The organism is Kaistella polysaccharea, from assembly GCF_020410745.1.
GTDB classification, from domain to species: domain Bacteria; phylum Bacteroidota; class Bacteroidia; order Flavobacteriales; family Weeksellaceae; genus Kaistella; species Kaistella polysaccharea.
In genome coordinates, this window is sequence record NZ_CP084528.1 from 59,937 (window position 1) to 81,128 (window position 21,192).

The window sequence follows — 21,192 nt, forward strand, 5'->3', positions numbered from 1 at the left end:
TAATTTTATGACCATTTTTAAGAATTGATCACTGTTTTGCACAATAATTGGTTCGGCAAGAAATAAACTATTCATCTAATTTAAATTCTGAGAGAACATGACAGAACATTTGCCTCAAATTGTTTGGCTTTTTATATTGGCAATTCCGATTGCCTGCATCGCCTGGACCGTGACGCACGAAGAGATTTTTCGGGAACCGCGGGAATTTTGCGCGAAAAAATCAAAGGAATGTGATACACTTCTGAAAAGAAAATTCTATTATCTATTTACCTGTGAGTATTGCTTCAGCCATTATGTAACGGTAATTTTTTTATTTATTACCCATTATAAGTTGATGTTTGATGATTGGCGCGGGTATTTAGTTTCACTTTTTACCCTTGTATTTGTGGCTAATATTTACATGACTTTATTTGGTCTTTTACGCCAAAATTTAAAGTCAGAAAAAATAAAAGCAAAACTGAAAGATAACGAGTGGCACGAGGTGAAAGAAGAAAAAGATCGCTAAATTGATGAGGGTTGAAATTTGAAAGGTTTTTTCCCTGTAAACCTGCCTTATTTTAAATATATTTGATGTTACAATTAAAGTTGTAAACCATTAAGCCTCTTTTCAGCAGAAATTAACACCGCCAAACACAAACGAATGGAAAATGTTCTTCCTTATTCCTTATTTACAGAAGACGATATTTATCTTTTTCGCGAAGGAACGCATTATAAATTATATGAAAAATTTGGCTCGCATTCTTTGACTTTAGATGGAGTAGAAGGCGTATACTTTTCGGTTTGGGCACCTTTTGCGAAAGAAGTTTCTGTAATTGGAGATTTTAATGGATGGCATTCTGAAACTCATAAATTATTACCACGCTGGGATCACTCCGGTATTTGGGAAGGTTTTATTGCAAGCCTAAAATGGGGCGATCCTTATAAGTATGGAATTCGTACAAATCAAGATGTTTTGCTGGAAAAAGGCGATCCATTTGCGCTGAGTTGGGAACAGAATGTACAGGCAAGCTCTTTAGTTTCTACTACTTTTTTCGATTGGACGGATGAAAAATGGCTGAAAGGGAGATCTAAAAAAAATTCCTTAAAAGCGCCAATGTCCGTCTACGAAATGCATTTAGCTTCCTGGATGCGAGGTACTGATGATCCTGACCGCTTTTTCAACTACCGCGAAATTGCCGAAAGACTCGTGCCTTATATTAAAGAAATGGGCTTCACGCATGTAGAATTTATGCCCGTCATGGAATATCCGTATGATCCGAGTTGGGGTTATCAGGTGACTGGTTTTTTTGCTGCGACTTCCCGTTTCGGTTCTCCGCAGGATTTGATGTTTTTAATTAATGAACTGCATAAAAATAACATCGGTGTTTTACTGGATTGGGTTCCTTCTCATTTTCCGGGCGACGCAAATGGACTTCACTTTTTCGACGGGACTTTTCTTTACGAACATGAAGATCCCCGAAAAGGTTTTCATCCCGACTGGAAATCATTTATCTTTAATTATGGCAGACCAGAAGTTAAATCCTTCCTAATCAGCAATGCCATGTTTTGGCTTGATCGTTATCATGCAGATGGCTTGCGGGTTGACGCCGTAACATCAATGCTGCATTTGGATTATTCCCGAAATGAAGGTGAATGGGAACCCAACATTTACGGCGGAAATGTAAATCTGGAAGCCAAAGCATTTCTACAGGATTTCAATAGAGCGGTTTATCAAGAATTTCCAGATATTATTACCATTGCGGAGGAAAGTTCAGATTTTCCCTTGCTTACAAAACCGGTACATGAAGGCGGAGTAGGTTTTGGTATGAAGTGGATGATGGGCTGGATGCACGACACGCTGGATTATTTTAAAAATGAAGCTGCCGAGCGGAAATTTGAACATCACAAACTCACTTTTGGGTCCATGTATGTTTTTAATGAAAATTATATGATGCCGCTTTCTCATGACGAAGTCGTTCATGGTAAAGCGAGTTTAATCTACAAGATGCCGGGCGATGAGTGGCAAAAATTCGCCAATCTCCGGGCTCTATATTTTTATATGTTTACGCATCCCGGTGCAAAACTTTTGTTTATGGGAAATGAATTTGCACAGACTGGCGAGTGGAAATTCCGTACTAGTTTAGATTGGCACTTGCTGCAATATCCACTTCATAAAGGAATGCAGACTTTAGTAAAAGATCTTAATCATCTTTACAGAAATGAAACAGCACTGTTTGAAAACAATTATTCACCAGAAGGTTTTGAATGGGTAGAAGCCAATGACGATGATAATTCCATCTATATTTATTTAAGAAAGTCCAAAAAAAATGAAGAAGTGATGATGATCGTTTTGAATTTAACGCCGCGGGTATTTCCGTATAAAATTGGCGTTAATGAAGGAACTAATTGGCAAGTTGTCATGAATTCGGATGATAAAAAATATGGCGGAAGCGGTGTAGAAGCTGCCATTTTAGATGAACAGGATGACGAATGGATGTTCAGGCCAAATTCAATAATTTTAGAATTGCCACCACTTGCAGGTGTTATTTTAAAACAAAAATCTTTTGCAAAACCGAAAATAAAAACGGAATCCAAAAAGAATTTAAAATCTTAATTTTTAAATCTCAAAAATAATTTCTGACGTTACACTATGAAAATTTTCAACCTTTCTATCGAATGTTATCCGGTTGCCAAAGTTGGCGGACTGGCTGATGTAGTAGGAGCTTTGCCAAAATATTTAAATAAAATCGAAGGGGTGGAAGCCAGTGTAATTATGCCGTGGTACAATAAACCTTTTGTGCATGAACATCGTTTTGAAGTTGTATTTGACGGTTGGATTCACCAATTCGATCAGACTTTGCAGGTGATTGTAATGAAGGAACGAACAAAGGTGTTGGGATTTGATTTGTACCTTGTCAAAATTCCAGGGCTTCTTGACCGCGATAATCCTTACGGATATTGGGATGAAAGTCAGCAGTTTATTGCTTTTCAGCATGGTGTTTTGCATTGGCTTTCTGCAATGAAGATTCGGCCGGATATTTTACATTGTCACGATTACCACACTGGTTTAGTTCCCTTTATGGTTGAAAATTGTCCGGAATTTTCCTTTTTGAAAGGCGTAAAAACAATAGGAACAATTCATAACGGAGAATATCAGGGACAGATGAGTTGGCAGATGGCCAAGTATTTACCGTGGTTTGATGGATCAAAAAAAGGGTTGCTGGACTGGGATGGTTTTATCAATCCATTAGCATCAATGATTAAATGTTGCCACGAATTCAACGCTGTTTCTGGAGGATATATGGCAGAACTTTTCGAGAATTTCCGCGGCTTAGAATCTTTGGTTCAGCAGGAACATCAGAAAGCGCACGGAATCATTAATGGAATTGATACTGAAGTTTGGGATCCGATGACAGATTCTTTTTTAGATTTTAATTACGCACAGAAAGATGCTGCAAAAGGAAAATTGAAAAATAAAATAGAATTATGTGAAGAATACGGGCTTGATCCGAAATTACCGCTTTTTTCTTTTATTGGGCGTTTCGCTGTAGAAAAAGGTGCAGATTTTCTACCTGAAATTGTTCGAAAAAGTATTCAAGAAACCTTTGGTGCAATTAATATTATCATTCTTGGTTCGGGTGAAAAAGGTATTGAATATCAACTCTCAGATTTATCTTATCACTTTTCGAACTTTGCTTTAGACTTGGGTTACAAGGAATATTTATCTCACAAAATTTACGCCTCTTCAGATTTTCTTCTAATGCCTTCCCGCGTAGAACCGTGCGGGCTAAATCAAATGTATGCGATGCGATACGGCACAATTCCGATCGTACGTTATACTGGAGGTTTACGGGATACAGTAGAAGATATTTCTACCGGAGGTAATGGTTTGAATTTTACGGAAGCTAGCGCCGATGCAGCGGTTCATGGGATTCATCGTGCACTTCATATTTATTACCAAAAAGATTTAATGAAAGATCTTGTGCAATCAAATATGTCCCTGGATTTTTCCTGGGAGAAATCTGCTGAAACTTATCTGGATTTGTACAAAATGTAATTTGAAAAAATTAATCAGTACTTCTAAATCTCGTTTTGAATTTTTTATTTTATTAAAGTCCCTAACTATTGCAAATAAAGCCTGACTGGTACTATAATTGCAAACCGTAAGCAAATTTTGAAAATGCCTAATATTTCTTCTAAAACTTTCTTCACTTCCTTCTTTTTTATTCTTCTACTTTCTGTCACTTGGCAATGTAAAAAAGATGAAGCTCCGACTCCAGAAGGTAAAGGAATTAATTCTGATTCATTGAAGGCAGCCGAAAAAGCAGCCCGCATAAAAGATTCCCTCGAAAAAAATAAAATCACCTATACTACTTTTCTTTTTCCGCAAAAGAAAAAAGATTCCGCAATGAACGTTTTTACTGAAAAATTTTCAAAAGACGAGCAGTATATTATATTAGCATTGAACAGACTGGATACTAAAAATAAATGGCGTGCGGATACACTTTCTATTCCAGATAAATTCGATAAATCACTAATGATATATTCGCCATTTCCTGGCACATTAGATATATTAAAAAAAGTAGATAAAATAGTACTCTTTTCTTATCCGATACAAGCGTATGCGTTGTATGAGTACGGAAAATTACTAAAATGGGGACCAACAAGCTTAGGTAAGAAAACTGCGCAGACCAAACGTGGGCTTATGTTCGCCAATTGGAAAAAAGAACTCGCAATTTCAACAGTAGACAGCGATTGGAAATTACCTTACAATTTTAATATTCATAATACCTTGGGAATCGGGTGGCACGAATATGATCTTCCGGGATATCCGGCTTCGCACTCTTGTTTACGTTTGTTACGAGAGGACGCCAAATATCTTTATGAATGGGCCGATCAGTGGACGCTTACAAAAGGTGGCGCTGCTGTAAAAACAAACGGAACACCTGTAATTGTTTTTGGAGATTATAATTGGGGCGGGAAAAAACCCTGGAAATACCTGGAAGCTGATTCAAAATCTAACAATATTTCAGCTGAAGCTCTAAATGAAATTATTGAACTTCATCTTGAAAAAATTATGACAGAGCAACAAAAGCGCGAAGATTTAAAAGCGACTCAGGAAACATCCGCTTCCGGAATCTGATAATTTTCAAACTTGCGGATCGAATCTTCTGCAAAGTTTCTCAATTGTTTCATTTCTTTCTTAGCCCGAAATTTCCCGATTCTTGCCGCGAAAAAAGTGAGAGCCAAACAGGCCAACATCACGAAGGAGAATGTGAGTGACCAAGTGAATTCGGTGCTTTTAATCTGTTTTTCCACATACCAAAGCGTAATGGCAATCATCCATAAAATTCCGAATATAAAATTGAGGAACATAAAAAATGTCCACACTGCTGAAGTTGGACCAAATATACCTCTAACTAATGTTTTATTTTCATCTGGATCAATTTCTGTTCGTAAAGCCAAGCAAGGTTTCCAATAGTGATCCTGCTCGCTTTTTACCGTAATTATTGCAGCTTCATTGTTAATATTTCCTTCATACAAGTCGGCGTTTTCTTTTAAAAAACCTTTTAAATAAACGGTATATTCGTCCCGCGTGATATCGGTAAATATTTTAAATCGTGGACGAGAGCGAATATGATCAATGACTGTTTCTTCGATTTTCATTCTTGGTAAGGTATGGGATCGATTAAAATAATTACAAAATTCATTTTCTGACCCTCGCGTTCTATTTCTAAATTCACTTTGGTGCCGTCTTCTTCTTTAAAATAGCTGTTGATTGTTTCTAAATTTAAATCACCCACTTTTCTTTTATTGATGGAGATGAGTTGATCATTTTTCCGAATTCCCGCCGTGTAACAGGGAGATTCCGGTCTGCATCCCGCTACGGAAAACTTGGGCTTCAGTACAAAATTATAACGAAAACCTTCTGATCGATCCAACACGCGAGTTCCTTCTGTCGTAGTTATTGCTCTTTTCGTTTCTACATTAACCAGATCTTTTTGCCATTCCATTCCATTATGCTGAATATCGAGGCCGCTGCTGTTAAAGAGAAAGGGATCATTAAAATGGCTGTTTTTACGGAGAAAGATTTGATTTCCGGGATAATCAAAAATTACCGTGAATCGCCGTATAATATCATTTCCAATAGATCCTTTTCGGTCTGGGACCAACTTTAAACTTTGTATAGAATATTCATCAGGCATGGCAGTCAAAGGTTTTTTAAAAACAAAATCTCCCAGATTAAGTTCATGAATACGGCTGCGTTTTCCAAAAATATCACCATTAAAACCTCTTCCTAAATAATCGTCGATATTTGGTCGGTTGTATTCGAAATTTTTAATCAGTTTGGGAAAAAGCCAAACCGCATCACTATTTCCGAGATCCAAAAGCATTTTTGAACTTACTTTTTCGGAGTTCATTTCCACGTCGGCCATGATGTATGGTTTATTTCCTTCAATGGTAATAGGAAATGCGGTGAATTTTCTTTGACGTTTTTTAAAGAGTTTTTCACTTTTATAAACGGTGATTTTTTTATTGATATAATTGATTTCAATTTTATGATCCTTGAAAAAGTTATACCCTATAATTCCGTTTACAGGAATGCCAACATGAGACGAAAAATTAATGCTTTCATCTAAAATGATAAAGATGGTATGGGTGAAATCAGTGTATTCTTTGCCAATTCGTACGATATTGTTTTCAGCTCTTAAACCTTCAATTTTTGTGGTGCCACCAAGACCGGAAAACTTCATCTTCTCCACGTCATTGAAGTTGATTTCTTTATTATCAAGACTGAAAAGAATGGTTTCATTAACTCCAGAATCCAGTAAAAATGTTAAGTCTATTCCGTTAATGTTAACTGGAATAAAAATTAGATTATTTATTAATTGAAAAGGAATGACTGTTTTTTTTGGATTTGTAACTTCAAATCCAGTTTGCCCAAACGAAAAGGAAAATAGAAACAGAAATATTATCTGGCATAATTTCATCTAATGAAGATACGATTTTCCTACGAAAATGATAATTTTTTACTTTAAATTTTACATTATAACGCGATTTTTTACCCTAAATTTGTTGGATGCTACACGAAGAAAAAAAAGAAAAATTTCGCCAGTTGGTGGAGAATAAGTTTCAGATTTACAATTCACTCTTTATGAGTTTGCCGTACGACAAGATGTCGAATATCGGGATGTTGTTACCTTTTTTATACGAGGAAAGCAAAGCAGGCTACGACGCGGAGAAAAGTCCGGAAGAAATTGTAGAGGAATTTTTCAGCAAGCATACTGATTTGAAAACTGAAGAGCAGAAAACAGAATTACTATTCAAAATTATTCAATATATCGAACGTCAGGTCGTTTTATATGACAGTATTGAGGACGCGGCATTTCCCCAGCTTCATGCGGAAAGTGATGCGGGGACAGTACTGCAACTTCATGAGCGTGCACTTCAGGAACATCAGTTGGAAGCAACGCGTAAAAAACTAAAGGATTTTGCGATTAAATTGGTTTTCACGGCGCATCCGACCCAATTTTACCCCAATTCAGTACAGCGAATTTTACATGATCTCCGATCCGCGATTATGAATGATTCCATTACCGAAATTGATACTCTTTTGCAACAGCTCGGTAAAACACCTTTTCTTAACAAAGAAAAACCTACTCCATTAGACGAAGCATTAAGTATTATTTTTTATTTGCGCTATGTGTATTATGATACCATTGGTGAGCTTTATAAAAAAATTAAAAACTCTTTTGGTACGCCTAATTTCACGCCTGCAGAGGATTTAATTCAAATGGGTTTCTGGCCCGGCGGCGACCGCGATGGAAATCCTTTTGTCACCGCAGAAATTACCCAGCAAGTGGCTCAGGAACTACATCTTTCAATTTTAAAATCTTACTACGCCCATCTGAAAAAAATACGACGAAGATTAAGTTTCCGAGGAGTTTCGGAGATTTTAAATCGTTTGAGCGATGATTTATATGAGGCTATTTTTAAAGAAGAGTCTGATATTTCTGACGTACAAATATTAAATAAAATCAAAGAAGCTGAAAAAATTCTGGTCGAGCAACACAATGGACTTTTTAAAAATATTTTAGATGATTTTAAAGACCGCGTGAAAATTTTCGGAACGCATTTCGCGACGCTGGATATTCGTCAGGACAGTAGAATTCATCAGGAAATTATTGATGAAATTATCGCTAAAAAATCTGATTTAGACTTAGAAAACGCAAGTACTGAAGAGAAGTTAAATTGGTTAATGACTACTGATGTGGTATTGAGTCCAAGTGACTTCGAAGGAATTACAAAAGACACGCTTCAAAACGTATATAATATTAAAGACATTCAGCATAAAAACGGTGAGCGTGGCATGCATCGGTATATTATTTCTAACTCTGAAGCCATAAAAGATGTACTGAATGTTTTTGCATTATTTCGCTTGTGTGGATACCGTGAAGACGAAATCAATATTGATATCGTACCGCTCTTTGAAACCATGGAAGGTTTAGACCGGGCGCAAAAAGTGATGAAAGATCTTTATGAGCTTCCTGTATATAGAAAGCATTTGGATCGCAGAAAAAGTATACAAACTATTATGCTTGGTTTTTCCGACGGTACGAAAGATGGCGGTTACCTGAAAGCCAACTGGGAAATTTATGAAACCAAAGAGCAGCTTACAAAGGTTTCTGCGGATTATAAAGTAAAAGTGGTATTCTTTGATGGCAGGGGCGGTCCGCCCGCGCGAGGTGGTGGTAAAACCCATGATTTCTACGCATCACAAGGAAAGACAATCGCCAACCATCAAATTGAGCTCACGGTTCAGGGACAAACAATTACAAGTGTTTTCGGCAACAAAGATCAAGCAAAATATAACTTTGAACAGCTATTGACCGCCGGAATTGAAAATGATGTTTTTAAAAATTCAAAAAAAGATCTCACTGATAAAGAACGAAAACTCATTGAAGAACTCGCCGAGCTGAGTTTCAAAAAATATTCTGATCTGAAAGCGCATCCGCGGTTTGTACCGTATTTGCAAGAAATGAGTACGCTGGAGTTTTACGGGAAAACCAATATTGGAAGTCGGCCCACAAAAAGAGGCGCAGGTGGTGAGCTGAAATTTGAAGACCTGCGCGCGATTCCATTTGTGGGATCATGGAGTCAACTCAAACAGAATGTGCCGGGATTCTTCGGTTTTGGTTTTGCCCTGAACGAGCTGAAAAATGCAGGAAGATTTGAAGAGGTGAAAAATCTCTACAAAGGTTCAGATTTTTTCAAAACATTAGTCCTTAATTCCATGATGAGCATGAATAAATCCTACTTTCCGCTCACTTCTTACATGAAGAAAAATGAAAAATTTGGAGAATTTTGGACCATCCTTTTTGAAGAATATAACCTCTCAAAAGAATTGATGCTCGAACTTACGGGCTTTCAAACATTAATGGAAGAGGAACCGCTATCACGTTTATCCGTTAAAATCCGGGAAAAAATTGTTCTTCCGCTTTTAAGTATTCAGCAATATGCCTTGATTAAAATTCAGAAGGAAGAAGGAAATCGCAGTGCGTACGAAAAACTCGTCATGCGATCGCTTTTCGGTAATATTAATGCCAGCCGAAATTCAGCGTAAAGTAAAAAGACCTTCAATTGCGAAGGTCTTTTTTAGTAAATATCAATTTTAAATTTATTCCTTAATCAACTTTTCAACATATCGATTTTTTTCAGTTTCGATTTTTAGAAAGTAAACACCGCTCGATAATCGTTCGATATTGTTTGATTTTTCATTGTTAAAAGTTTGGACTTTTCTGCCCAGCATATCATACAATTCTACTGATTTCAGTTTTTCATTTGTTTTAATGGTAAATGATTTGGAAACAGGATTCGGGTAAATTTGAAGTTGTCCTTTTTTCATTCCCTCTGATGTGGAAAGACTGGCATCCAAAGTTTTAGAAAAGTTAAGAATTCCGTATCCCAATTGCGGTGTTGAATCTGGATAAATTGAAGAATTTTCCCGCAAGAGTTGACTGATTTGGTCAACAGATTTTTTCGGTAGGGCCTGAAGGAGACACGCCACCCCTCCAGCTGCCAAAGGTGTGGCGAACGAAGTTCCACTGCTGGAAACCACCGAATTATTATAACCCATATACGCTGCTGTTCCTCTCGCACTTGCATCGGGCTTTACATGTCCCAAAGCATTAGGTCCAAATGAAGAAAAGGTTGAACTTGTCCCTGATTCTGTGACGGCGCCAACCGTAAATACTTTTTCATTATCCGCCGGAGTAATAATATAATGCCAGGGTTTTTGAGCCTCGTTGCCTGCCGCCGCTAACACAAAAATTCCTTTTTCAGTGGCGATTTGTGAAGTTCGTGCGATAAAAGAAGTTTTGCCATCCATATCGGAATAAAGCAAATCATAGCGGGAATCATCAAATTCGTAATATCCGAGCGACGTGCTGATAATATCAACGCCTTTTCGGTCGGCTTCTTCTGCAGCTTCGGTCCAATAAAGTTGTTCTTCGGGGATTTCGTGGGTATCGTCTTCGGTTGCGTAAAGGTAGAAATCTGCGTCTGGAGCAGAACCTACAAACTTATTTTCAACATACGCAGCAATTATTCCTAACACATATGAACCGTGATCATTTAAGGTGTTGCTGTAAATGAAATCATTCTTGCTTACAAAATTATATCCGCCTTTTATCTGACCGTTATTTCGTATTCTCGCGTACACAGAACCGGTATCAACCTGGGGAAAACCCGTGTCGATTACCGCAATAGTAATCCCTTTTCCCGTAAAACCAGCAACGTGCAAAGGACGAAGATTGATCTGATTAATCTGTGCTAAACTTAAACCATAATTGAAATCTGTTTTGGCTGCAGTCTTATTAAACTCTTCGTATTTATTTACTTTTTTATCTATTAATTTCGTGGGGGCTGGATGTTTAATGAATCTTTCAACTGATTGAACGTAACTTTCTGATGCCAAATTTGTAATCTGTTCTGGCGTGGCATGAACCGCAACACCATTCATCCATTTAGAAAAATCGATGACGGTGAAACCTAAATTTTTTACATTTTTTATATAAGTAGTTTCAATAGGTGCGTCTTGATCATTCAGTGCAATGCCCATTCTTGTACGGCGATCTAACGATTTTTGAGAAAGTTCGGCAGTTGGATTGGCATAGAAGGCCGCTTTATTTGGTTTGTCTTTGAAGTAGACAAATACCAATTCGGTCTGCGCGGTTACAAAACTGAATATCAGAAGTATAAAAATGAATAATGCTTTTTTCATAGGTAAAATTTAGGGATTAAAATTAATTAAAAAGTTTGCTTTATTGCTTAATTTTTAATAATTATTTTCAATTTCAAAATATTATTGTCAAATCAATATTTATTTCTCATCAGTTTTATCTTTTCCTTATCGTATTAACTTTGTGTTTTCTACGTAGAAAATCGACTTTCTAATTTTAATATAATTTCGCAAATCATTTATTCGCACACCTTTAAAACTTGATGAGAATAAGAAGGTGTTTGCTTTTTTTGAAAATTTAATTTTGCTAAATTTGAGGAAATATTTTTTATGAAGAAAATACAAATGGTTGACCTTCAAAGTCAATACTATAAAATAAAATCTGAAGTTGATAATGCAGTTTTGAATGTAATCGACTCTGCGGCTTTTATTAATGGTCCTGAAGTAAAATCTTTCCAATCTGAATTAGAAACTTATCTCGATGTAAAACACGTTATTCCTTGCGCAAACGGGACTGATGCTTTACAAATCGCCTTGATGGCTTTAAAACTTGAAGAAGGCGACGAGATTATCACTGCTGATTTTACCTTCGCTGCTACCGTAGAAGTAATTCATTTATTAAAATTAAAAGCCGTTTTAGTAGATGTAGATTACGATACTTTTACGATGGATACTGAGAAATTAAAGGCTGCTATTACCTCAAAAACGAAAGCGATTATTCCTGTTCACTTGTTTGGTCAGTGTTCAAATATGGAAGAAATTCTGAAAATTGCGAAAGAACACAATATTTACGTAATTGAAGATAATGCGCAAGCAATTGGTGCTGAATTTTCCTTTTCTGATGGAACCACGAAGAAATCGGGAACGATGGGTATTTTGGGAACAACCTCATTTTTTCCTTCTAAAAATTTAGGATGTTACGGCGACGGTGGTGCGATTATTACAAATGACAATGATTTAGCGCATCAGATCCGCGGTATCGTAAATCATGGAATGTATGAAAGATATTATCACGATGAAGTTGGCGTAAATTCCCGCCTAGACAGCATTCAGGCTACTGTTTTAAGAAAAAAACTTCCGTTATTGGACAGTTATAATGAAGCCAGACGAAAAGCCGCTGATTTTTATGACGAAGCTTTCGCCGACAGCAAAGATATTTTAACACCGAAACGAGCGGAGAATTCCACGCACGTTTTTCACCAATATACTTTAAGAATTCTGAATGGTAAGCGAAATGAGCTCCAGCAGTTTCTGACTGAAAAAGAGATTCCAGCGATGATTTATTATCCGGTAGCTTTAAGAAAGCAGAAAGCCTATTTCCAGGAAAGTAACGATGCGGATTTTAAAAATACCGATAAGTTGTTGGACGAAGTAATTTCACTGCCGATGCATACCGAATTAGATGAAGAGCAACTGAAATATATTTCGGATGCCGTTTTGGAATTTATGAATAAAGATTAATTACATTTATGAAGACAATACTCGTTACCGGCGGTCTCGGTTATATTGGTTCCCACACGGTGGTAGAACTTTTACAGAATAATTTTGAAGTGATCATTGTTGATGATTTATCAAATTCTGAAAAATTTATTTTAGGAAATATCGAAAAAATTTCTGGGAAGAAACCTATCTTTTATCCATTTGATTTAAAGCGTAGAGAACTGCTTACGCAACTTTTTGATGCACATCAAATCGATGGTTGTATTAATTTTGCAGCTTTTAAGGCAGTTGGTGAAAGCCAGGAAAAACCGTTAGATTACTACGAAAACAATCTGTTTTCTTTAATTAATATTTTGCAGGAATTCAAAGCTCGAAATCTTTCAAACTTTATTTTCAGCTCTTCTTGTACCGTTTACGGCCAGGCAGATGAGCAACCGATTGATGAAAATACTCCGCTGAAAATGCCGGAATCATCTTACGGGAAAACCAAACAGATGGGCGAGGAGATTCTAAAAGATTTTGCAACAGCCTATAAAAAGAAAGTTTCTTTGCTTAGATATTTTAATCCAATTGGGTCGCATCCGACTTCATTACTGGGAGAATTGCCAATCGGTGTTCCTAATAATTTAGTTCCTTATGTTACGCAGACGGCGTCTGGCATCCGGGAAAAACTTTCTATTTGGGGAAATGATTATCCGACGGAAGATGGCACGGCAATTCGCGATTATATTTATGTTGTAGATTTAGCAAAGGCGCACGTAAAAGCTTTGCAGAAATTGATGGCAGATTCAAGAGAAACGGTTATTGATATTTATAATTTAGGAACTGGAAAAGGTTCTTCAGTATTGGAAGTTGTTAACGCTTTTGAAAGTGCAAACGTTGTAAAAGTTCCTTATCAAATTTGCGAAAGAAGACCAGGAGATATTACAATCGCTTATGCAAATGCCGACAAGGCAGAAAGAGAACTGGGTTGGAAAGCAGAAACATCTTTAGAAGAAGCTTTAAGAACAACGTGGGAATGGCAGAAATATCTGGAAACCAGAAAGTAATTAACCTACAAAATAAAAATCCTGAAAATTAATTTTCAGGATTTTTTGTACTTATATAAGTCAACTTCTTACATTGGTGGACCTTGCTCGTCGTCACCACTGGAATTGCTGTTGATATCTTTTTTACGTTTTGGTGCATCTATTTTTTCACCTTGTTTAAATCGGTAAGTCAAAGAAACATTAAAACTTCTTGGGCTCCAACGCATATAGGAATCTCTTTCGTAACCTGGGCCGAAACTGGTGGAGTTTCTCCCTCTGGTTCCCAGAATGTCCTGTATATTAAAAGCGATAGTTCCATTGTTGTTCCAGATGGTTTTATTTGCACCGAAATTTAAAACATACATGTCTTTACTTTCACTTGAAGCGGTTTTTTGTCCACCTCGGTAAAAACCTTGCAATTGCATATTCAATGTTTTGTCAATTTTAAAACTGTTTGTCAATCTCAATCTTGTAGAAAAACCTTCACCGTCAAAAGAAAGTGGTTTTACCATTCTAGTTGGATCAAAATAGGAACCCTCTGATTTGTACCCAAAAACATCGGCGCTTGCCATAATTTTATACCACGGGAAAAGATCAGCAGTCAAATTTAAATCTAAACCGTAACTCGTTTCATTTCCTACGTTATAAGGACTTGTCACCAAAACATCAGATCCAATCGCCTGACTCAGTAAAACAAATTTTACATCGTCTGTCGTTTGTCGGTAGTATAAAGTTGGATTGATGGTAAATTTCTTTTTCTGAATGGCATATCCTAACTCAAATGAATCAATATAAGAAGGATTTAAATCTTCATTACCACGAAATAAGTTCTGACGGTTTGCCAATGAGGTTGGGTAAGGAATTAAGAACCAAGAACGAGGTCTGTTAATCCTTCTGGAGTAATTCAATAACAATTGATTATTAGAACTTCCTAAGTCATAACTTAAAAATACACTTGGAAAAAATCCGGTATATTCTTTCTTTTTGCTCGAAGTATTTCCACTTAAACTTTGATATTCAATATTAATCTGTGAGTTTTCTGCTCTTACGCCCAACTGATAGCCTAATTTATCAATTTTGCTTTTGAACTGAGCGTATGCTGCATTGATGGTTTCGTCATAAACCGTATTTCCACTGTATTCATCTACGACGCCGTAATTCAGATTAAAATCATTTTCACGGTTTAGGAAATCGTAATCATTAACATTGTTATCGATTCGATAGCCTGCTTCGATTTTTGATTTCTCTCCGATAGGCAATTCGTAATCAACCTTTCCGATGACGGATTTGTTCACCGTATTATTATTTCCTAAAGTACCATATCTAAAATATGAATCTTCAAATTCTCTTGAATCTTCGGTTGATTCGTTGTCACTTTTTTGCAGACTTAAAGATAACGCGATGTTGTGCCCCGCATCATTAAATTTATGATCCAAACCAATGTCTCCTTGTAAAGAAAGATTAGAACTTGTTCCTAGAGCCGAAGTTTGCGTGTAATTATTTAAAACTCTTGATGCATCATAATTAATATTATCTACTTTGTTATTGCTTTCGTTAGAAAAGTTTCTAATCATTCCCGATAAATTAAAAGAAGTTTTCTCCGTTAAGTCTACGGCAAAACCTGCAGTTGCATTATAGAATTTACTGTCACTATTGTTTCGGGAATTTTGCTCGAAATATCTTGTTGTTGCACCAGTTGTGGTATCAAAGAAGCGCGTTTCGCTATCGCTTTTTCCTTCACCTTCACGATAACCGCCGCCACCATTCAGAAACCAAGTCCAGCTTCCTTTTTTCCAGCTTAAGTTCGTATTTAAATTTGTGCTTGGTAAATAACCTAAACTTCCGGTAACGCTTCCGTTGAAGCCCATTCCTTTAGATTTCTTTAAAATAATATTTAAAATACCTGCAGTTCCGCTGGCTTCAAATTTTGAAGATGGATTGGTAATCACTTCAATTCTTTCGATTTGATCAGCTGGAATTGATTGCAGTGCATTCGCGCCACTATCGATCCCAAGTAGTGAAGAAGGTTTTCCGTTGATCAAGAATTTTACGTTTGAGTTCCCACGCATAGAAACCGTACCATCTGTTTCTACCGAAACTGAGGGAACATTCGCCAAAACATCTTGTAAGTTTCCACCTTTGCTGATAATGTCAGTTGATGGATCGTACACTTTTTTATCTAATTCAACACGATAAGGTTTTGCCGCAGTTGCAGTAATGACGACGCCTTGAATGTCAGATGTTTTGGTATTGGTTATAGAAGCTTCCGGCTGAACGGTCAAGTTTCCTAAGTTCCCAGCAGTTGCGATTTGCTTGTTTACAGTAGATTTTTTAAAATCAATCGCCTCGATGATGATGTCGTAATTTCCGGGTGTCAGTGCGAGCTTGTATTCTCCTTTTTCATCACTTAAGACTGCGTCACTGAAAAGTTTATTGGCCTTATTGCTAAAAGTTACTGAAGCGTAAGGAACGGCATTGTTTTGTTGATCTACAATTTTCCCGCTCACGTCTACCTTCTGTTGTGCAAAAGCCAAACTGGCTGCACCTAAAACGAAAACAAGTCCTAATGTTCGTTTTTTAATAATGGATGAAATCTCAATCCTGTTCGTCATAATTTTAATTTATCCTGTACTGATTACTTAATTCTTTAAAAGTTAAAATAAATGTTTGTTTAACTTTTTATTCTTCAAAACGATTCTTATAAAGGTATTTTGAATATATTTTTAAATTTTACTTAATGTTTTTCGAATTCAACCATTGCTGATAATCTTTCGCATTTTTTGCGTGTTCAATATCACTTGCGGTGAAGCGGTGAAATCCAAATTTATTAGGGTCTGCTGCCATAAAAATGAAGTCATTTTTTTCTGCATTTAAAACCGCGTCTACCGAATTTTTATCCACCATACAAATCGGTCCTGGGGGAATTCCCGCGGAATAATACGTGTTATATGGCGAGGGTTCACGCAGATGTTTAAAGAAAACTCTTTTGATCGGATCTCCCTGAAAATTATTGGCTTTACTAACGGCATAAATTACCGTTGGATCACTTTGCAGTTTCATGCCTTTTCGGAAACGGTTTAAATATAAACCTGCAACTCTTTTCATTTCATCGGGTTTGCCACCAGTTTCTTTATAAACCAAAGAGGCCAAGGCATAAATTTGATCACGGCTTAAGCCTAATTGTTTTTCCTTACCATTTCTTTCAGCAGTCCAGAAGTCATTATATTCTCCTTCAAATTTCTTGAAGAATTCTTCAGGCGTAACCGTCCAGAAAAAATTGTAGGTGTCGATAAAGAAATATTTCTTGAGTTCTTCCGCATTGCTTAAACCTTTTGTGGTTGCTATTTTATCTAAATCTGTCGCAAAACGCAAAGAATCCAATTCTGTTTTTTTGGCGACTTTCCCAACCATTTGATAAACGGTGAAAAAATCCCCAATTCTAAAGGTATTTTCTGTTTGGTTTCCAGCTTTAATCATATTGACCAAATCTGTATTATTCGTTCCTGATTTAATTCTATATCGTCCGGCGCTGAAAAACTTATCCATATTCTTGCTTTTCGCAACTTCCGCAAACTGCTCCTTATTTTTAACATAAGGTGAAATGGAATCTAAAATAGAATTGAAATTGGCAGAATGCGGAATTAAAACGTAACCTTCTTTAGCAACATTATTCCCATAAAATTTCTTGTAATACTGATATCCAAAAAAACTTCCGACTGCAAAAATCAGAAACACGATTACCAAAACAATTCCGAAGCCTTTTTTCATATCTAAACGATAACTATTTTATAAACTGATTTTTCCTTTGAATATCTGTTTTGCAGGACCTTCTAACCATATGTTTTTGAAAGAATCACCATCCTGTTCTGCGTATACTTTTAGATTGCCACCCAGAACTTTTACTTTTACCGAAGGTTGATTTTTATCTTTCAGGAAAACCAAAGCTGAGGCTGTAGCTCCAGTTCCACAACTGAAAGTTTCATCTTCAACACCACGTTCGTAGGTTCTAATGAAGATTTCATTTTCAGAAATTTCTTCCACAAAATTCACGTTTATTCCTTCCTGACAATAAGACGCCGAATTTCTGATTTTGTTACCATTTTCGAAAACTTTATAATCCTTTAACATTTCTACGAAAGTCACATAATGGGGCGAGCCAGTATTTAATTCAAAATTTCCATCAATGTTTTTAATGGAATCCACGTCGATCATCTTCAGTTTGATAGTACCATTATTAATCGCAGCTTCGTGTAAACCGTCAATGGCGGTAAAGGTTGTTTGATTTTCAAAAATGTCTAGAAAGTGAGCGAAGGCAACAAGACATCTGCCGCCGTTCCCGCACATCGTGCTTTCGTTTCCGTCGGAATTATAATAAACCATTTTGAAATCAGCAGTGATGTCGTTTTCCAAGAGAATAAGGCCATCGCCACCGATTCCAAATCGTCGGTCGCATAGTTTCTCTATGATTTCTTTCTCTTTTGGAAACAGCAAATCACGATTGTCAATGATTACGAAATCATTTCCCGTGCCCTGATATTTAAAAAATTCGATGGTATTCTGCATAAAATAAAAGGTTTTTACCCTCATAATTTTGGGACTGCAAAGATACTCAAATCTTTATCATTAGTTTAAGAGCGCAATAGTTTATATCATTTACGGTGATGGAGTTGATGACCTTTTTTCCACTCAAAATAACCGACAAATGCCATGGCTGTAAACACCATATATTGAATGGAGGTAATTCCTAAACCTTTATAGATCATCATCGGAATGCAAATTAAATCACCGATCATCCAGAAAATCCAGTTCTCGATTTTACGTTTCGCCATTAACCACATTCCAACCAGGAAAATTGCCGTGGTGAAAACGTCTAACCAGTTCGCCCAATCCAAATGATACAAACCGAGTTGTACATTTTTCATTGAGAAATGATTGTCGATAAATGGTTTATAATAATAGACGATAGTGACTAAAATTAAACTAATGAAAAACAGAATCCCGGAAAAAATCCATTCTTTTTTTGTAGCCCAGGAAACTTCTACGTGAATATGGTCTTCGGAACTTTTGGACCATAAAATCCAGCCATAAATGCTCATGACCGTGTAATAAAAATTAATCATCATGTCGCCGAGCAAGCCGAAATTAAATAGAATGTAAACGTACAATGCCGTGGAAACAATTCCTGTCGGGTAAACCCAAATATTCTTTTTAATTGAAAAATAGACACTCAAGATTCCAAAAATAGTAGCAATCGCTTCGAGTGCAATTTGAAAAGTGTCGTAGGATTCGTAAGGTTTAAGGAAGAGTTCGTAGAAATTCATGAGTTCAAAGATAAGTTTTTCTGAAAATAAAAGTGAGTGTAACTTTAGTCACAGATGTTGTTGAAAAGTCGTCCTATCTTTGAATAAAATTAAGACGTATGAAATCGCTATCTACAAAATTGATAATCAATTACAACTAAATATTTGCGATTCCATTTGCCCTTAAAAAAATAAAAATTTACAAATGAAAAAAGTTTTGGTATTAACTAGTTTCGCATTTCTATTTCTGCAGTGCGGAAATAAAATCGTTCATGAGGAAACTTCAACTAAAGAAGTCGCAACAATCAGCTCTGATTCACTTCACAGTTATGCGACCGAAACCAAGAAACTTTTGATGAAAAATGTAGCAGAACAAATGCAGAAAGGCGGACCGGAATCGGCTTTGGAGTTTTGCAATATCGAGGCAATGCCTTTAACAAAATCGATGTCGGATAAACACGGTTTGGTGATTTCCAGAGTATCTGATAAAAGGCGTAATCCGAAAAATGTTGCCAACGCAGAAGAGTTGAAGTTGATTGAACAGTACAAAAAACAATTGTTAGCAGGTGAACTTTTAAAACCAGTTCGCACTGAAACTCATTACTATGAACCTTTGGTTACGAATGCGATGTGTTTGCAATGTCATGGCGAATCAGGAAAAAATGTTCAGCCAAAAGTGGCCGTGAAAATTGCCGAATTATATCCAAACGATTTAGCATTAGGTTATAAAGAAAACGAAGTCCGTGGACTGATCAGTATTAAAACTAAATAGTTTATTTCCATATTTTTATTTGTTAAGATAGACCGTCGCATTTTGTGGCGGTTTGTTTTTTTGCTTTTGGAGAAAGGTTTAGTTTAGTATATTTTCGAAAAAAGTATATAAGATATAATATCAAAATTATTTACATTTTTAATATAAAAAAATGATATACCTTTGTGATATTAATTTTAAGTTTATGAAAACAATATCACTAAAAATAGACGAATCGATTTTTGTAGAAACAGAAAAAATTCTTTCTAAAATAAAAATCTCCAGGAATAGATATATCAATGAAGCTATTGAGTATTACAATAATGCGCAGAAAAGACAAGTTTTAGAAAAACAACTAAAAGCAGAATCGGAATTAGTTAAAAATGAATCGATGTCTGTTTTGAAAGAATTTGAAAAACTGGATTATGCAGATTAATCAATACGAAATTTGGATTGCAGACCTCAATCCTCAAATTGGAACTGAAGCAGGAAAAACACGACCTGTACTTATCGTACAAACCGATTTGATGAATAAAATCCCTCATCCATCTACAATTATTTGTCCTATAACTACAAAAGTTCAATATAATTCCACGATCTTGAGAGTGCATCTTCAGAAAGGAATGGCAAATCTACATGAAGATTGTGATGTAATGATTGATCAAATTAGAGCAATTGACAACAAAAGATTGATTAAAAAAGTAGGTAAACTACCGACAGGTTTGATAGAAAAAATAAAGGAAAATATTGCAATCGTTATCGATTTGTAAAAATACTCTTACCACTTTAGAGTATAAAAAAATCCCCGCAAAATTAATTGCAGGGTTTTTTGCGATTAACCTTGACAAGGTTTACAATAGTTTCTACAAATTTAAACTCCACAAGAATCACCTTTATTGCTAACTCCTAATTTTCCTAAAATCTTATCCAGCAAACACCAATTCGTTATCGATGATTGTAGTAAATTAATTCCCACAAATCCAGTTAGCCACAACCAATTTTGGTTGACATAAATGGATAAAAGGATACTTGCCCAAATCATGGTCCCGGCGAAAGCGTGTATTATTCTAGTTTTCATTTTATTTATTTTAATATTTATTTCTTTAAAATTGCTGTTCCAAGTTGATTAAAGCAATGTGAACTTTGGATAATGTTTCTTGTTCTGAATTAAATTCTTCAATTTTTTTTAGGATTAAAGGCGTGTTTTCTTCCGGTACAAAAACTGTGAATAATAGAGAGTCTGTTTCTGCATATGAAGAAGCAAACCAATTATCGACGACGTTGCTTTGAGCGTCATTTTTAAAACCTTTGACTTCGTTAAAAGTAAAAGATTTAGAGCCAGATTTAACTAAGATATTTTTGACTTCTTTTTCAAATTCCTTGATTGCGGTGATGAGTAATAATTTCATTTGTAATAGTTTTAAAATTCTCCGCCGAAACAATTTCCGGCAG

The 21,192-nt window shown here is 36.0% G+C and carries 19 protein-coding genes; 10 read left to right on the forward strand and 9 right to left on the reverse strand.

Annotation, left to right across the window (positions count from 1 at the left end):
• Positions 1-97 precede the first annotated feature (97 nt).
• The 4 genes from LC814_RS00245 to LC814_RS00260 all read left to right on the forward strand — a co-directional run bounded on the left by LC814_RS00245 (position 98) and on the right by LC814_RS00260 (position 5,122).
• Positions 98-505 carry a hypothetical protein gene (locus LC814_RS00245; RefSeq protein ID WP_226064348.1) on the forward strand — a complete coding sequence of 136 codons (408 nt, stop codon included), beginning with the start codon at positions 98-100 and terminating at the stop codon, positions 503-505.
• A 135-nt stretch (positions 506-640) separates the two neighbouring features.
• The gene (glgB, locus tag LC814_RS00250) at positions 641-2,593 is read left to right on the forward strand and encodes a 1,4-alpha-glucan branching protein GlgB (RefSeq protein WP_226064349.1); all 1,953 of its coding nucleotides are present in this window, start codon (positions 641-643) and stop codon (positions 2,591-2,593) included.
• Positions 2,594-2,629: 36 nt separating this feature from the next.
• Positions 2,630-4,036, forward strand: coding sequence for a glycogen synthase (locus LC814_RS00255; protein ID WP_226064350.1), 1,407 nt, complete (start codon positions 2,630-2,632; stop codon positions 4,034-4,036).
• 123 nt (positions 4,037-4,159) lie between these two features.
• The gene (locus LC814_RS00260) at positions 4,160-5,122 is read left to right on the forward strand and encodes a L,D-transpeptidase (RefSeq protein ID WP_226064351.1); all 963 of its coding nucleotides are present in this window, start codon (positions 4,160-4,162) and stop codon (positions 5,120-5,122) included.
• Here LC814_RS00260 and LC814_RS00265 read toward each other — a convergent pair.
• Both LC814_RS00265 and LC814_RS00270 read right to left on the reverse strand, forming a co-directional pair.
• The gene (locus LC814_RS00265; protein WP_226064352.1) at positions 5,095-5,646 is read right to left on the reverse strand and encodes a hypothetical protein; all 552 of its coding nucleotides are present in this window, start codon (positions 5,644-5,646) and stop codon (positions 5,095-5,097) included. The genes LC814_RS00260 and LC814_RS00265 overlap by 28 nt on opposite strands.
• Entirely contained in the window at positions 5,643-6,971 is a 1,329-nt protein-coding gene (locus LC814_RS00270) for an aspartyl protease family protein (protein WP_226064353.1), read from the reverse strand. Before LC814_RS00270 ends, LC814_RS00265 begins: the two co-directional genes overlap by 4 nt.
• 89 nt (positions 6,972-7,060) lie before the next feature.
• Between LC814_RS00270 and LC814_RS00275 the strand changes: the two genes are divergently transcribed.
• The gene (locus tag LC814_RS00275; RefSeq protein WP_226064354.1) at positions 7,061-9,604 is read left to right on the forward strand and encodes a phosphoenolpyruvate carboxylase; all 2,544 of its coding nucleotides are present in this window, start codon (positions 7,061-7,063) and stop codon (positions 9,602-9,604) included.
• Between the two features lie 54 nt (positions 9,605-9,658).
• Here the strand turns inward: LC814_RS00275 and LC814_RS00280 are convergent, their stop codons facing one another.
• Entirely contained in the window at positions 9,659-11,263 is a 1,605-nt protein-coding gene (locus LC814_RS00280; protein WP_226064355.1) for a S8/S53 family peptidase, read from the reverse strand.
• Between the two features lie 288 nt (positions 11,264-11,551).
• On the opposite strand from LC814_RS00280, the gene LC814_RS00285 reads away from it, so the two are divergent.
• Together LC814_RS00285 and galE are read left to right on the forward strand one after the other, a co-directional pair.
• Positions 11,552-12,682, forward strand: a complete 1,131-nt coding sequence (locus tag LC814_RS00285; RefSeq protein ID WP_226064356.1) for a DegT/DnrJ/EryC1/StrS family aminotransferase — start codon at positions 11,552-11,554, stop codon at positions 12,680-12,682.
• An 8-nt stretch (positions 12,683-12,690) separates the two neighbouring features.
• Positions 12,691-13,710 carry a UDP-glucose 4-epimerase GalE gene (galE, locus tag LC814_RS00290; RefSeq protein ID WP_226064357.1) on the forward strand — a complete coding sequence of 340 codons (1,020 nt, stop codon included), beginning with the start codon at positions 12,691-12,693 and terminating at the stop codon, positions 13,708-13,710.
• Positions 13,711-13,778: 68 nt separating this feature from the next.
• On the opposite strand, the gene LC814_RS00295 is transcribed toward galE, so the two are convergent.
• From LC814_RS00295 to pnuC, 4 genes are all read right to left on the reverse strand, one after another.
• Positions 13,779-16,301 carry a TonB-dependent receptor gene (locus LC814_RS00295; RefSeq protein ID WP_226064358.1) on the reverse strand — a complete coding sequence of 841 codons (2,523 nt, stop codon included), beginning with the start codon at positions 16,299-16,301 and terminating at the stop codon, positions 13,779-13,781.
• A gap of 118 nt (positions 16,302-16,419) precedes the next feature.
• Positions 16,420-17,457: an endolytic transglycosylase MltG gene (gene mltG, locus LC814_RS00300; protein WP_226064359.1), complete on the reverse strand. Its 1,038-nt coding sequence runs from the start codon at positions 17,455-17,457 to the stop codon at positions 16,420-16,422.
• Between the two features lie 18 nt (positions 17,458-17,475).
• Positions 17,476-18,252 (reverse strand): diaminopimelate epimerase, encoded by a 777-nt coding sequence (gene dapF, locus LC814_RS00305; RefSeq protein WP_226064360.1) that lies wholly within the window; start codon positions 18,250-18,252, stop codon positions 17,476-17,478.
• 86 nt (positions 18,253-18,338) lie between these two features.
• A complete protein-coding gene (gene pnuC, locus LC814_RS00310; protein ID WP_226064361.1) occupies positions 18,339-19,010 on the reverse strand; it encodes a nicotinamide riboside transporter PnuC in 672 nt (223 codons plus the stop codon).
• A gap of 184 nt (positions 19,011-19,194) precedes the next feature.
• Here pnuC and LC814_RS00315 point away from each other — a divergent pair, with 184 nt between their 5' ends.
• From LC814_RS00315 to LC814_RS00325, 3 genes are all read left to right on the forward strand, one after another.
• Positions 19,195-19,761, forward strand: coding sequence for a Tll0287-like domain-containing protein (locus LC814_RS00315; protein WP_226064362.1), 567 nt, complete (start codon positions 19,195-19,197; stop codon positions 19,759-19,761).
• A 184-nt stretch (positions 19,762-19,945) separates the two neighbouring features.
• Positions 19,946-20,176: a hypothetical protein gene (locus LC814_RS00320; RefSeq protein ID WP_226064363.1), complete on the forward strand. Its 231-nt coding sequence runs from the start codon at positions 19,946-19,948 to the stop codon at positions 20,174-20,176.
• Positions 20,166-20,510, forward strand: a complete 345-nt coding sequence (locus LC814_RS00325) for a type II toxin-antitoxin system PemK/MazF family toxin (RefSeq protein WP_226064364.1) — start codon at positions 20,166-20,168, stop codon at positions 20,508-20,510. Before LC814_RS00320 ends, LC814_RS00325 begins: the two co-directional genes overlap by 11 nt.
• 101 nt (positions 20,511-20,611) lie before the next feature.
• On the opposite strand, the gene LC814_RS00330 is transcribed toward LC814_RS00325, so the two are convergent.
• Entirely contained in the window at positions 20,612-20,818 is a 207-nt protein-coding gene (locus LC814_RS00330) for a YgaP family membrane protein (protein ID WP_226064365.1), read from the reverse strand.
• A gap of 25 nt (positions 20,819-20,843) precedes the next feature.
• On the reverse strand, positions 20,844-21,149 hold the full coding sequence (locus LC814_RS00335) for a P-II family nitrogen regulator (RefSeq protein ID WP_226064366.1): 306 nt from the start codon (positions 21,147-21,149) through the stop codon (positions 20,844-20,846).
• Positions 21,150-21,192 lie beyond the last annotated feature (43 nt).

Bases quoted from the DNA above. Each gene is read 5' to 3' on its own strand.
- LC814_RS00245 (WP_226064348.1), top strand. From the start codon at position 98: ATGACAGAACATTTGCCTCAAATTGTTTGGCTTTTTATATTGGCAATT.
- glgB (WP_226064349.1), top strand. From the start codon at position 641: ATGGAAAATGTTCTTCCTTATTCCTTATTTACAGAAGACGATATTTAT.
- LC814_RS00255 (WP_226064350.1), top strand. From the start codon at position 2,630: ATGAAAATTTTCAACCTTTCTATCGAATGTTATCCGGTTGCCAAAGTT.
- LC814_RS00260 (WP_226064351.1), top strand. From the start codon at position 4,160: ATGCCTAATATTTCTTCTAAAACTTTCTTCACTTCCTTCTTTTTTATT.
- LC814_RS00265 (WP_226064352.1), bottom strand. From the start codon at position 5,646: ATGAAAATCGAAGAAACAGTCATTGATCATATTCGCTCTCGTCCACGA.
- LC814_RS00270 (WP_226064353.1), bottom strand. From the start codon at position 6,971: ATGAAATTATGCCAGATAATATTTCTGTTTCTATTTTCCTTTTCGTTT.
- LC814_RS00275 (WP_226064354.1), top strand. From the start codon at position 7,061: ATGCTACACGAAGAAAAAAAAGAAAAATTTCGCCAGTTGGTGGAGAAT.
- LC814_RS00280 (WP_226064355.1), bottom strand. From the start codon at position 11,263: ATGAAAAAAGCATTATTCATTTTTATACTTCTGATATTCAGTTTTGTA.
- LC814_RS00285 (WP_226064356.1), top strand. From the start codon at position 11,552: ATGAAGAAAATACAAATGGTTGACCTTCAAAGTCAATACTATAAAATA.
- galE (WP_226064357.1), top strand. From the start codon at position 12,691: ATGAAGACAATACTCGTTACCGGCGGTCTCGGTTATATTGGTTCCCAC.
- LC814_RS00295 (WP_226064358.1), bottom strand. From the start codon at position 16,301: ATGACGAACAGGATTGAGATTTCATCCATTATTAAAAAACGAACATTA.
- mltG (WP_226064359.1), bottom strand. From the start codon at position 17,457: ATGAAAAAAGGCTTCGGAATTGTTTTGGTAATCGTGTTTCTGATTTTT.
- dapF (WP_226064360.1), bottom strand. From the start codon at position 18,252: ATGCAGAATACCATCGAATTTTTTAAATATCAGGGCACGGGAAATGAT.
- pnuC (WP_226064361.1), bottom strand. From the start codon at position 19,010: ATGAATTTCTACGAACTCTTCCTTAAACCTTACGAATCCTACGACACT.
- LC814_RS00315 (WP_226064362.1), top strand. From the start codon at position 19,195: ATGAAAAAAGTTTTGGTATTAACTAGTTTCGCATTTCTATTTCTGCAG.
- LC814_RS00320 (WP_226064363.1), top strand. From the start codon at position 19,946: ATGAAAACAATATCACTAAAAATAGACGAATCGATTTTTGTAGAAACA.
- LC814_RS00325 (WP_226064364.1), top strand. From the start codon at position 20,166: ATGCAGATTAATCAATACGAAATTTGGATTGCAGACCTCAATCCTCAA.
- LC814_RS00330 (WP_226064365.1), bottom strand. From the start codon at position 20,818: ATGAAAACTAGAATAATACACGCTTTCGCCGGGACCATGATTTGGGCA.
- LC814_RS00335 (WP_226064366.1), bottom strand. From the start codon at position 21,149: ATGAAATTATTACTCATCACCGCAATCAAGGAATTTGAAAAAGAAGTC.